We start from the raw sequence: 11766 nt of genomic DNA, 5'->3' as shown, positions 1-11766 counted from the left end.
CAGTCGGCTATTCATTACGCTTTGAAACGACGGCGGCTCAGCCGTAAAAAAAACGTTAAAACACCCTCGCGCTAACCCTCAGTTCCGTCAGGCGTTTATTGAGCGCCTCAGTGACTATGAACAGACAGGTAAACCGATTATTTATCTAGATGAAAGTGGTTTTGCGCAATCGATGCCACGTCTACATGGCTATTCGCGAAAATACCTTCGTCACCCTGAGTGTATTTGCCAGAAACATTAATGCAGGTGTCTTTCATGCATGGGTGACGCAAGATTGACTGCCAAAGCTCCCACACGGTGCCGTGATCGTCATGGGCAATGCCCCTTTCCATAAACGCAATGACACGATACAAGCGATAGCAGATTAGCAGATAACCGATGTCAGTTAGAATGGCTTCCGCCTTACAGTCCGAATTTGAACCCTATCGAACATAAGTGGGCCGACGCAAAAGCGAAAAGAAGACGAGAAAGATGTTCAGTGGATGAGCTGTTTATGGAACACATAGAATGTGTCAATCTATATTGATTTAGATATATCTGGACATGCATGAGGCAATAAGGGATATCACCGACTATTTAGGCGGGTATTACAACTACATCCGTCCTCATAGCTTTAATGGGAGAATTTCTCCGGCTGAATACGAAAGACAGTGGAAAGTGGCTAAAAATGTGTCCGAAATGACCTGCGTTTATAAATACCCGAATCTGCATTTATCTTCGCCAACCTACATTCCATTTTCTCCGAACCACAATAACTGAAAATGAAACCCCAAATAGAGTGTGTAGGCAGAGTATCCGCGAAACAGTAGAAACTCACTCAATGTACTGGCTGAAGCGCAGGAGATAACCATCCGGATCTTGCACCAGAAATTCTCTCTGGCAGGTTACCGTCTCTCCAATACTGTAGTAGTTATCCCGGAGATTCCGAAACAGCGGTACGCCATGTTCTTCCAGGCGGGCAAGCACGAGCTCAATATCGTCTACCTCGATTTGGAAATTAACACCCCGGCCTAACGGCCTGACGAGTTCTGCCGTGTTCCATCCTTCAACATGATATTGCTCGAGCATCAATTGCGCCTTGCCGAGACAGATGTAGGCAAAATCGGGATCGCTGCGTCTTATCATGACGGTAAAGCCGAGTATGTCAGCATAAAAGCGCAGGGAGGCGAGAAAATCCGTTACGGTCAACTCGGGAACCATACGGTTCCAGTAAGGTCCTTTCTGGTCAGTCATTGTACGTATCCTTTTTTGATTGACACAGTATACATCAGGTGATTTGCCCCCACACGCGTTATTCGTGGCCGGGATGTTATGGTAAATCAGGTAACTGAAACTGGATTGTTATTAAACAAGTGTGGTTGGATACGTTCTATTTCTGGCATTCTGGCTGATGGAACTCAGCGTTCTTGATCTCATCAGGTCGGTAGTCGCTCGTAACCGCCCTAAGTCCTATGGACGGTTCAGGGCCAAAAGCGGACGTTCATAGAGTTGGAGCTTCAACTGGGGCAATGTCAACCCATAATAACTCTGAGTTATCAATTAAACTTGGGGCCATTCACTCCAGCGGTGGAATGATTTTTTTGATGATAAATAGCTTGGCATTCACTGAGTAAATCATTTTCAAACTCAGTAATATAATAGAAGCCAACATATTAAACATAAGATGCTCTGTTGATTTTGACACTGTTGCAAAGTTTTGCTGGAGATGATTCCCCTACCACATTTTGTTATTTCTATTACTACAAACGCAATATGTTGTGACAATCGAGCTTCATTTTTTATAGAAATCAAACTTTGCAACAGTGTTATTTAATTTGGTTTTAAGCTTCTTGCTTCGTGGCCGCAAGAACAATTTCTCTGATACAGATATTTTGAGGTTGTCTGTAAGCATAATTTATAGCCTTAGCTATACCAATTTGCACTCACCAATAAATGACCTTATTGTGTATGGCTTTTTCTTGCTTTTTCAGGGGAAAAATACACTCATCGCTTTTTCATCACATACCGGAATTAAAAGGCATGAATGCCGGATTTTCGCTATTTTTTTATTTCTGCCTTTCTGGCAGTCTGATAAGGGCTTATTGCGTGATGCTTTCCTCTGAATATGAACACGATAGCCCTGTTCCTTCAGCGCACGTTCACGCATCTGGCTGGCATAACAGCCGCAGTATGCAGCTGTGTGATTAAGATCAGTGCTGTCTTGCTTCAAAGCAAGAACAAACTATTTTTTATCTGACTGGAGGAAATCGAAATAGTCAGGTGTGACAAGAATTGGAATGAATTGCCCATTAGACAGTGATGAATTGGAGACATCTGATAATCTGAATTTCATTTCTTTACCCAGAGCAACTCGACTAAATACTATCGGGTAATCTTTAATTTTCGAACTTGTCATATACGTTCCTAGACTGACAAGTGTTGGCAGTGGTTTTGCCCCTTTCTCAACAATTACACTCATTTTGATATCAAGTTTACCGATATCTTTTTTTGCTTTTTTGACTCTCTCAAGCACATGTGAATCAATCATAACTCCAGCAAAAACATCTTCATGCGAATAGACATAAAAATTAGCACCATCGAATTGAGCCCCTTTTTCTGTATATGCCCCAACTTCAACAGGAACAGTAAAATGTGCATAGGAATCAAATTTCTTGCGATAGCATTCCACATATTCAGCATTTTTAAAAATCGTGGGGACTTTCTGTTTTAATTCGATGAGGTTCTTTGATTCTTTCCGTGAGTCTTCATAGTCATTACACCCTGACACTTCAATATCAATATCACCTTTAACCAGTTTATGTTCAACCGCGGTGAGGTCATCCGTATTCACTTTCGTTTCAACATCCACTTTACAGCCAGAAAGGATGAGTACTGGGCTTGCAACTACTAACCATTTTTTCATTTTAAATACCTTTATATCATTAAAGTATGTCCATATCATTATTATATTTAATCACAAAAAGTTCATAAAATTCACTATGTTTGTGACACCGCAAGCCGCTCGTTATAACGATTAGTCATGACAATCTCCCACAGGTCAAACACCTCTTCCAAATCTATTGACGTTTTGAGTTTGGCGAGAATGGCGTAATCGCCAATTTTCGGCGCATTGGACAGCGGATATTTCGCCAGAATTTCATGCCCGACCGTCGTTGGCAGGCGGCTGATAATAAAAATGTGTTCATCACGGTCGGCATCTGTGATAGTGATAGGCCGTAGCGTAGGGTGTCATCAGAAATTAAGACTATGCTGTGCCATTTTTGATCCCTTAAAGTGATGGCACAGCAGCTTGTGTTTAAGTTCGGGTGTTCAGGCCGATAGGAATGATTTTAACGGGTTACAACCCCGTTATGCTACCGACTATTTTTTCTTGGTATTCGTTGACTAACAAACGCATCAAATTCACTGTCTGGATTTGAAGATTGAGGGTAGTACCACTTATACAAACCATAGGCGGTATCATGCCTCAGCTGTCTGTCCGCCTCCTCTGAATAATAGTGACCACCTCTATCTGTCCTATCAATAAAATAACGGCTTATATTGGGTATTGAACGGAATTGCGTCGTTGGATATACTCTTGTACCCCCTAACGAGCCTTTAACTGGCATATTGATATGATTAGCTAATGCTTGAGCAAGCCCATTTGCTCCAGAGTGGCAAGCTATTATTCTGACACATTGGATGTTTTGTCCTCTGTTTTTTATATCAGTTAATAATGCATTGACTGTTTTGCAAAAAACATTCAAATTCATTCCAAGATTATACATACATGCTCCAGCAAATAATATTGAACTACCCACTGGAGATCCGTGTCCTACAATATTGAGCCTATATCCAGGCTTATGTTTTGGTTTGTCTAAAAAATAATGAAATCGCTTCTCTTGATGAAAATTCACTTCAGTCGTTTTCTGCATCAACACATCATGAGTCATTGCGATAATATTGGAAATTGTGTGACGATACTGTCCCATACCCCCTCCTACATTCAATTCAGCTTTTAATACGTGGCAGATCTATGGGGTATGAATGAATGGGGGCATGAATGAGTGAAAACAGCGAAAACCAAATCAAATTATTAAATGAGAAATTAGCTCAAAATGCCCCACATATGCCCCAAGCTGTAAACAGTATTTAACTAATATATCAATTGGTTATCATATCATACCTGCATATTCATCACTTCACGATACGCACTATCCAGCTTATTCTTGACCTGAATACCCAATTGTAATGAGATACTCGCTTTCTGCATATTGACCATCACATCATTCAATTCCACACCTGGTACACCTAGAGTGAAATCTTGTGCCAGTTTAGTCGCATTCACGCGGTTTTGGTTTATTTTTTCTACCGCGGCGGTAAGATGACTGGCAAATCCTTCCTTTACCGGCATAGGCTTAGCGATATTGGCTGCTTGTAGTGCCTGCGTCTGCATTTGTTGTAGTACACCTTCAATTGCCTGAATTGACATAAAAACCTCGTGTTAAATCACCCTATTGGTTACGTGATTAAATGCCATATTAGCCGTGGGCTGGTTGGCAGTTTTTCCAGGCAGCCACCGTAACATAGCCCTTTCAATCTAAAGCGGGTAATTGAAGTAAAAATTCGAAGCTTATTGTGCCATTAAAAGATGTGTGAACAGCGAATAATGACGAGATTAATTATATCAATCGCTTTCAAGTTGCTTCGCAACGGCAAGTGGACGAGTTTTCAGCGGCATAATCAACCATGTCACTGGAGCAAATACTGCCAATCAAAAGGCAGCTTGAAAGATGAAAGGTATATACCCTATGGATTTCAAGGTTGCAACTTGAAAGACGACGGGTATACAAGAAAAGTTTTTTCGCTTGCGTATGGGGAGTCTGTTTTGTTACGCCACGCTTTTAGTATTCATGTTGACCAGCAAGGCAAGGATCGTCTATGAGTGCAGCAACGACCGACACTGAGAATCCACAGAAGGGTTTCAGTGCTATCATCAGTAAGATAAAAGCTGATCCGAAAGTTCCATTATTAGTTGCTGGCTCTGCTGCCATCGCTATTATCGTCGCCCTTTTTCTCTGGTTGCGCAGCCCTGATTATCGGGTGCTCTACAGCAATCTGAGTGATAAAGATGGCGGTGAGATCGTTACACAATTAACTCAAATGAATGTCCCTTACCGTTTTGCCGAAAACGGCTCTGCCATCATGATACCCACTGACAAGGTTCATGAGATCAGGCTGAAACTGGCACAACAAGGGTTACCGAAAGGAGGGGCCACAGGCTTTGAGTTATTGGATAAAGAGAAGTTCGGCATTAGCCAGTTTAGTGAACAAGTTAATTATCAACGTGCACTGGAAGGAGAATTAGCACGTACCATTGAATCACTCGGCCCTGTCCAGAGTGCCCGTGTTCATCTGGCATTGCCAAAGCCTTCCCTGTTTGTGCGTGAGCAGAAATCACCTTCTGCTTCCGTAACAGTAGGGTTACTGCAAGGCCGTATTCTGGATGAAGGACAAATCAATGCTATTGTCCATATGGTTTCAAGCAGTGTTGCCGGTTTACCACCAGGAAATGTCACCATTGTGGATCAGGCCGGGCGTCTGCTGACACAATCCGATGCTAACGGGCGTGATCTGAACACAACCCAGTTGAAGTACATACAGGAAGTCGAGAATCGCTTTCAGCATCGCATTGAAACTATTCTGGCACCTGTCGTTGGTCGTAACAATGTACATGCTCAAGTGACAGCGCAAATTGATTTTTCTCGCCGCGAAGAAACCGCAGAAGAATATAAACCTAACCAGCCACCTAATCAGGCTGCCGTTCGTTCAAAACAGACCAGTTCAAGCGAACAAAGTGGTGGGCCACTGGTTGGTGGTGTTCCGGGGGCTTTGTCAAATCAACCGAGTGCTGCACCAAGTGCCCCGATTGAGAAGCCTAAAACGAACACTAAAGGTGACGAAAAATCTGATCAAGGACGCAATAGTAATAATAGTAATAACCGCTATGAACGTATGATTAGCAACAATCGCAATAACCGTCATGATGAAACTATTAACTATGAAGTGGATCGCACCATTCGCCATACCCAGTTACAGGCTGGCGGCGTGGAGCGTCTCTCCGTTGCGGTTGTGGTTAATTACGCTACCGTTCAGGGAGAAAATGGCCCGGAAACTCAGGCTCTGACTCCAGAACAATTATCCCAGATTGAAGCATTGACCCGTGAAGCAATGGGGTTCTCTGCCGAACGCGGTGATAGTCTAAACGTCGTTAACACACCGTTCAATGACACATCCGAAGTGATAGAAACGCTGCCATTCTGGCAACACCCTGTCCTGTGGGAGAAATCATTAGAGTTGGGTCGTTGGTTACTGTTAGCGTTGGTTGCATGGTTGCTATGGCGCAAGATGATCGTGCCACAAATTGCTAAGAAACGAGCAACGGAAAAAGCAGCACTGGAAGCGCAGAAAAAACAGAGTAAGCAAAAAACTGAATCCCATGCTGAACTGGATGAAAAAATGCGCCGTCAGCTAGCTCGCCAACGTGTTAGTGCTGAGATCCAAAGCCAGCGTATCCGTGAACTTGCAGAAAAAGATCCTCGCGTAGTTGCGCTGGTGATCCGTCAATGGATGAGTAACGAACAATGAGTCTGACCGGAACAGAAAAAAGCGCCATCATGTTAATGACCCTGGGAGAAGATCAAGCAGCCGAGGTGTTTAAGCACCTGAACTCCAGGGAAGTTCAGCAATTAAGTATTGCGATGGCGGGGATGAGACAAATCTCCAATCAACAACTGGCAGAAGTACTGGCGGAATTTGAGGAAGATGCCGGACAGTTTGCTGCTCTTAGTATCAATGCCAACGATTACCTGCGCAGCGTATTGGTGAAAGCGTTGGGTGAAGAGCGGGCTTCCAGCCTGCTTGAGGATATTCTTGAGTCCCGCGATACCACAACGGGTATCGAAACCCTCAACTTTATGGAGCCTCAGACAGCAGCCGATATGATCCGTGATGAACATCCGCAGATCATTGCTACTATTCTGGTTCACCTGAACCGTGGTCAGGCAGCAGATATTCTCGCCATGTTTGATGATCGCCTGCGTAATGATGTCATGCTGCGTATTGCTACCTTTGGTGGAGTTCAGCCAGCCGCATTGGCTGAATTGACCGAAGTACTGAATAATCTGTTGGATGGTCAGAACCTGAAACGCAGCAAAATGGGGGGTATTCGTACTGCGGCTGAAATCATCAACCTGATGAAGAGTCAACAGGAAGAAAGTGTTATCGAAGCTGTTCGTACCTATGATGGTGAACTGGCGCAGAAAATCATTGATGAAATGTTCCTGTTCGAAAACCTCATTGGTGTGGACGATCGCAGCATCCAGCGTCTATTGCAGGAAATTACAACTGATTCGCTGTTGATTGCCTTGAAAGGCTGCGATCAAGCACTACGCGATCACTTCCTCAACAATATGTCGCAGCGTGCTGCTGAAATTATGCGTGATGATTTGGCAACCCGTGGTCCGGTTCGCATGTCTCAAGTGGAAGCTGAACAGAAAGCCATTCTGCTTGTGGTTCGTCGTCTGGCAGAAAGCGGGGAAATGATCCTGAACGGTGGTGACGATACCTATGTCTGATAATTCGAATAATGGAAACTGGCAGCTCTGGCTGCCAGGTGAATTGACTCAGTGGGAAACATTACAGGCAAAACTGGAGCAGGTTAAACTGGAATCACTGGACGATGAACAGGAGCGGCTGCAAGAACAGGCCAGAATACTGGATGAGTTGAAGGAACAAGCGCTTCAGACTGGCCATGAGCAAGGTTTTACTGAAGGGCAATCCCGTGGATACGAACAAGGGATTGAGGAAGGACGACAAGCCGGGTTTGAACAGGGGTTACAGGAAGCCAGAGAGCAACAACAGGCGATTATCGGACAGTGGAAAGTACTGTTAACTGATTTTAACCATTCGCTGGATGGATTAGATACTGTTATTGCTTCACGTCTGATGCAGCTTTCCCTGACTGCTGCTCAGCACATTCTTGGGCAACCAGCAGTTTGTGATGGTACAGCCTTGCTGAATCAGATCCGTGAATTTATCCAGCAGGAGCCACTACTCAGTGGCAAGCCACAATTGCGTGTTCATCCACAAAATATCCTATTGGTTGAACAACAGTTGGGTGAGATCCTGAAACTGCATGGCTGGCGTTTGATTGCTGACAATCAACTGCATCCGGGAGGCTGTAAAGTCAGCGCTGATGATGGCGATCTGGATGCCAGTCTGGCGACACGCTGGCATGAAATGTGCCGTCTGGCAGTATCAGGAGAATTGTGATGACGGCAAGACTTGGGCGCTGGCTGGCCACATTAGATGCAATGGAAAAACGTCTGGATAAGACACCAAAAGTACGTCGTTATGGGCGTTTGACCCGCGCCACAGGTTTGGTACTCGAAGCAACAGGTTTACATCTGCCTCTGGGGGCAACCTGTCTTATCGAACGGCAAAATGGCAATGCCATCGAAGAAGTTGAAAGTGAGGTCGTCGGCTTTAATGGCGAAAAATTGTTATTGATGCCTTTAGAAGAGTTAGAAGGTATTGTCCCCGGCGCCCGTGTTTATGCCCGTTCTTACGGAACAGATGCTAGTAGTGGACGCCGTTTGCCATTAGGGCCAGAGTTACTTGGCAGAGTGTTGGATGGCGCAGGCCGTCCCCTTGATGGACTACCTGTCCCTGATACAAATTACCGTGCTCCTTTGACGACACCACCACTCAATCCTCTGCAACGCACTCCTATCAGTGACGTACTGGATGTTGGTGTTCGTGCTATCAACGCCTTACTAACCGTTGGTCGTGGACAGCGCATGGGATTGTTTGCGGGTTCAGGCGTCGGTAAAAGTGTGCTCCTTGGCATGATGGCTCGTTACACCCAAGCTGACGTTATCGTTGTTGGCCTGATTGGTGAACGTGGCCGGGAAGTTAAAGATTTCATCGAAAATATTTTAGGTGAAGAAGGCTTATCCCGTTCAGTTGTTGTCGCGGCACCTGCTGATATCTCTCCGTTACTGCGCATGCAGGGGGCTTCCTATGCTACTCGCATTGCTGAAGATTTTCGCGATCGCGGCAAGCACGTTTTATTGATTATGGATTCCCTTACCCGTTACAGCATGGCGCAACGTGAAATTGCACTGGCTATCGGTGAGCCTCCTGCAACCAAAGGTTACCCCCCTTCTGTGTTTGCTAAATTACCGGCACTGGTAGAGCGAGCGGGTAATGGTGTCAGTGATGGTGGCTCAATTACGGCCTTTTATACCGTGCTGACAGAGGGTGATGACCAACAAGATCCGATTGCCGATTCTGCTCGTGCCATTCTGGACGGCCATATCGTGCTGTCGCGAACATTGGCAGAATCCGGGCATTACCCTGCCATTGATATTGAAGCATCAATCAGCCGTGCCATGACTGCACTGATTGATAATACCCATTATCGGCGGGTACAGCAGTTCAAACAGCTACTTTCCAGCTACCAGCGTAACCGGGATCTTATTAATGTCGGTGCTTACGCTGCCGGTAGTGATCCTTTGTTGGACAGGGCGATTGAACTGTATCCGCATATGGCCCAATTCCTGCGTCAAGACATTGAGGAACGTAGTGAATACGATGCAGCATGTATCCAACTGCAACAGTTATTACCGATCTAAGATGCTGAGGAAATAAATGCAACAACACTCCCCTCTTATGACTTTGCGTGACCTTGCTCAGGACGCAGCAAAAAAAGCCGCAGTACAGCTTGCACAGGTGCGGCAGAGTCATCAGCAAATGGAGCAGCAACTCGCAGCGTTAATGGATTATCAGGATGAATACCGTACACGTTTAAACACCACACTCACCGCCGGCATGTCCAGCTCAACGTGGCAAAATTATCAGCAGTTCATGAAAACGCTGGAAATGGCAATTGAACAACACAAATTACAGCTCAATCAATGGAAAAAACGGCTTGAGCAAGCCATGTCACAGTGGCAGGAAAAACAGCAGCGTCTGAATGCCTTCGACACTCTGCAACAGCGGGCAGAACATAATTTGAAGTTACACCAAAATCGCATGGAGCAAAAACAAATGGACGAGTACGCACAACGTGGTGCACAACGGAGAATGAAACAATGAATCTCACTCTTTCGCCTACTGATTTAACATCGACGGAAAAAGCGGCAGGAAAAAATCAACAGCCCCTGTTGGACGGTAACGTGTCTAAAGACAAGGCACCGGAATTTGGGCAGTTTCTCAATAAAGAGACGGACACTTTACAGAAAGCCTCTGTTCAGACCCGTTCTGCTCAACGCAATTCTGCTAAAACCAATTCAGATCAAAGCAATAAAGTCCACAGAAATAGTGAGAATGGTGAGAAACGTTCCACTGATAACAAAATAGAAGGTGAATTAATCCCCTCATTAGTTGTAACTGGTCAAACAACCATACAGGATAAATTTTCGGCATTACCTTCAACATCAGCTTCAATACCAGACAGTGATGCAGAACTTACCTTGCTGGACGATGAAGACCCTTTGTCTGCTGAAACGTTGATCAACGCTATGCCTATTCAGCTAGCCGGATTAATCAGTCGCCAGTCAACCGGGGGCAGTTCAGAAAATCCAGATGACTTGTCAGACATTGACAACAGCATTGATGGCACGTTAACTGACAAACTTGGCAAAAAAGCCAAAGGAGATGGAGATATAGTGCTGGTGACAACAGGTCTGGCAGAGCATACCGAAGATAAGGGTTTAGATGACGAAATCCGCTCTTTTATCAGGCAAGATACTACCCCGATCAGCAATGGACAAACTTCTGTTAAAAACCGATCCGTATGGGTATCAACGAGCGGAAAAGTGAAATCAACTGCTAACAATTCTGACCAAAATTCGATTCCATTAACGAATGGAAAAGAGAATAACGGGAAAGAGTTCGCGCTCATGCAAGGGGCATCAACATTAGCAACGGCTTCTACGGAGACTTTCCCTTCTGGAGCACTACACGCCCTGTTTACTTCTCCCCAAATTTCTGCGAGCCATCAAACAAACGGACAATTTCAGTTAAATGGTACACCTGCACCTTTACTAAGCGCCCATCTTGGCAGCGAAGAATGGCAGCAGCAACTAAACCAACACGTGTTGTTTTTTAACCGTAATGGATTACAACAAGCTGAATTGCGCTTACACCCGCAAGAACTGGGGGCACTGCATGTCCGCATGAATGTTGAAGATAATCAGGCTCAATTACATTTTGTCTCTGCCCATCACCATGTCCGTGCCGCTTTGGAAGCAGCTCTGCCTAATCTTCGCGATGCGCTGGCAGAAAATGGCATCCAACTGGCTCAAAGCAGTGTAGGGAGTGAGACATCGGGGAATTGGCAACAGGAACAATCAGAAAATCCACAGCAACAGGCCAATACCCGAACCCATGCTGCAAGTAATGGAACACTAGCAGCAACATCAGTGCCAACAACTCATGAATCAACGATCCGAATGACTCCTCAACAACTCGCTTCAAGTCGGGGGGGCGTTGATATTTTCGCCTGATTATCTGCCTGATTTCATCATTTACAGCAATAGCTGTAAAAAAACGAAACAAGGCCGATAACAAACGCGTGAGTTAATGGTTTTTTCCACGTTTGTTCCTGCTATTGCCGGAACAAAGACGCGGGATAATTGATATTGAATTTGATGAATAAGGAGCTCCGCCACGGAATGCGCGGTATCTTATTCGTTACAGAAAACAGGAATTCGTCTGTCC

The 11766-nt window shown here is 45.0% G+C and carries 10 protein-coding genes and 2 pseudogenes; 7 read left to right on the top strand and 5 right to left on the bottom strand.

Features of this window, described 5'->3' with window-relative positions:
- Nucleotides 1–385 precede the first annotated feature (385 nt).
- Nucleotides 386–526, top strand: a pseudogene (locus AAC147_RS20135) (transposase); the annotation flags it as partial.
- 287 nt (nt 527–813) lie between these two features.
- On the opposite strand, the gene AAC147_RS11615 reads toward AAC147_RS20135, so the two are convergent.
- From AAC147_RS11615 to fliE, 5 genes and pseudogenes are all read right to left on the bottom strand, one after another.
- Nucleotides 814–1233 carry a bleomycin resistance protein gene (locus tag AAC147_RS11615; protein WP_047681203.1) on the bottom strand — a complete coding sequence of 140 codons (420 nt, stop codon included), beginning with the start codon at nt 1231–1233 and terminating at the stop codon, nt 814–816.
- Between the two features lie 793 nt (nt 1234–2026).
- Nucleotides 2027–2158 (bottom strand): annotated as a pseudogene (locus AAC147_RS11610) (IS5/IS1182 family transposase); the annotation flags it as partial.
- A 63-nt stretch (nt 2159–2221) separates the two neighbouring features.
- On the bottom strand, nt 2222–2902 hold the full coding sequence (locus tag AAC147_RS11605; protein WP_047681200.1) for a DUF7424 family protein: 681 nt from the start codon (nt 2900–2902) through the stop codon (nt 2222–2224).
- A gap of 451 nt (nt 2903–3353) precedes the next feature.
- The gene (locus AAC147_RS11600) at nt 3354–3971 is read right to left on the bottom strand and encodes a hypothetical protein (protein ID WP_047681197.1); all 618 of its coding nucleotides are present in this window, start codon (nt 3969–3971) and stop codon (nt 3354–3356) included.
- A 188-nt stretch (nt 3972–4159) separates the two neighbouring features.
- Nucleotides 4160–4471 carry a flagellar hook-basal body complex protein FliE gene (gene fliE, locus AAC147_RS11595; protein ID WP_047681194.1) on the bottom strand — a complete coding sequence of 104 codons (312 nt, stop codon included), beginning with the start codon at nt 4469–4471 and terminating at the stop codon, nt 4160–4162.
- Between the two features lie 449 nt (nt 4472–4920).
- On the opposite strand from fliE, the gene fliF reads away from it, so the two are divergent.
- The 6 genes from fliF to AAC147_RS11565 are packed head-to-tail and all read left to right on the top strand — an operon-like array spanning nt 4921 to nt 11552.
- The gene (gene fliF / locus AAC147_RS11590) at nt 4921–6627 is read left to right on the top strand and encodes a flagellar basal-body MS-ring/collar protein FliF (protein ID WP_047681191.1); all 1707 of its coding nucleotides are present in this window, start codon (nt 4921–4923) and stop codon (nt 6625–6627) included.
- Nucleotides 6624–7616, top strand: coding sequence for a flagellar motor switch protein FliG (gene fliG, locus AAC147_RS11585; RefSeq protein WP_047681188.1), 993 nt, complete (start codon nt 6624–6626; stop codon nt 7614–7616). The genes fliF and fliG overlap by 4 nt, the downstream gene beginning before the upstream one ends.
- On the top strand, nt 7609–8313 hold the full coding sequence (gene fliH / locus AAC147_RS11580) for a flagellar assembly protein FliH (RefSeq protein WP_047681185.1): 705 nt from the start codon (nt 7609–7611) through the stop codon (nt 8311–8313). Before fliG ends, fliH begins: the two co-directional genes overlap by 8 nt.
- Nucleotides 8313–9677 (top strand): flagellar protein export ATPase FliI, encoded by a 1365-nt coding sequence (fliI, locus tag AAC147_RS11575; RefSeq protein WP_047681182.1) that lies wholly within the window; start codon nt 8313–8315, stop codon nt 9675–9677. The genes fliH and fliI overlap by 1 nt, the downstream gene beginning before the upstream one ends.
- 16 nt (nt 9678–9693) lie before the next feature.
- A complete protein-coding gene (gene fliJ / locus AAC147_RS11570) occupies nt 9694–10140 on the top strand; it encodes a flagellar export protein FliJ (RefSeq protein ID WP_047681180.1) in 447 nt (148 codons plus the stop codon).
- Nucleotides 10137–11552, top strand: coding sequence for a flagellar hook-length control protein FliK (locus tag AAC147_RS11565; protein WP_052189509.1), 1416 nt, complete (start codon nt 10137–10139; stop codon nt 11550–11552). The genes fliJ and AAC147_RS11565 overlap by 4 nt, the downstream gene beginning before the upstream one ends.
- Nucleotides 11553–11766: the final 214 nt, after the last annotated feature.

Source organism: Xenorhabdus sp. NBAII XenSa04 (assembly GCF_963866145.1).
Lineage (GTDB): Bacteria > Pseudomonadota > Gammaproteobacteria > Enterobacterales > Enterobacteriaceae > Xenorhabdus > Xenorhabdus indica.
This window is presented reverse-complemented; position numbering and strand designations above follow the sequence as displayed.

Excerpts from the sequence above, each read along its gene's own strand:
- fliG (WP_047681188.1), top strand. The coding sequence starts at position 6,624 with ATGAGTCTGACCGGAACAGAAAAAAGCGCCATCATGTTAATGACCCTG.
- fliJ (WP_047681180.1), top strand. The coding sequence starts at position 9,694 with ATGCAACAACACTCCCCTCTTATGACTTTGCGTGACCTTGCTCAGGAC.
- fliE (WP_047681194.1), bottom strand. The coding sequence starts at position 4,471 with ATGTCAATTCAGGCAATTGAAGGTGTACTACAACAAATGCAGACGCAG.
- fliF (WP_047681191.1), top strand. The coding sequence starts at position 4,921 with ATGAGTGCAGCAACGACCGACACTGAGAATCCACAGAAGGGTTTCAGT.
- fliI (WP_047681182.1), top strand. The coding sequence starts at position 8,313 with ATGACGGCAAGACTTGGGCGCTGGCTGGCCACATTAGATGCAATGGAA.
- AAC147_RS11565 (WP_052189509.1), top strand. The coding sequence starts at position 10,137 with ATGAATCTCACTCTTTCGCCTACTGATTTAACATCGACGGAAAAAGCG.
- AAC147_RS11615 (WP_047681203.1), bottom strand. The coding sequence starts at position 1,233 with ATGACTGACCAGAAAGGACCTTACTGGAACCGTATGGTTCCCGAGTTG.
- AAC147_RS11600 (WP_047681197.1), bottom strand. The coding sequence starts at position 3,971 with ATGGGACAGTATCGTCACACAATTTCCAATATTATCGCAATGACTCAT.
- fliH (WP_047681185.1), top strand. The coding sequence starts at position 7,609 with ATGTCTGATAATTCGAATAATGGAAACTGGCAGCTCTGGCTGCCAGGT.
- AAC147_RS11605 (WP_047681200.1), bottom strand. The coding sequence starts at position 2,902 with ATGAAAAAATGGTTAGTAGTTGCAAGCCCAGTACTCATCCTTTCTGGC.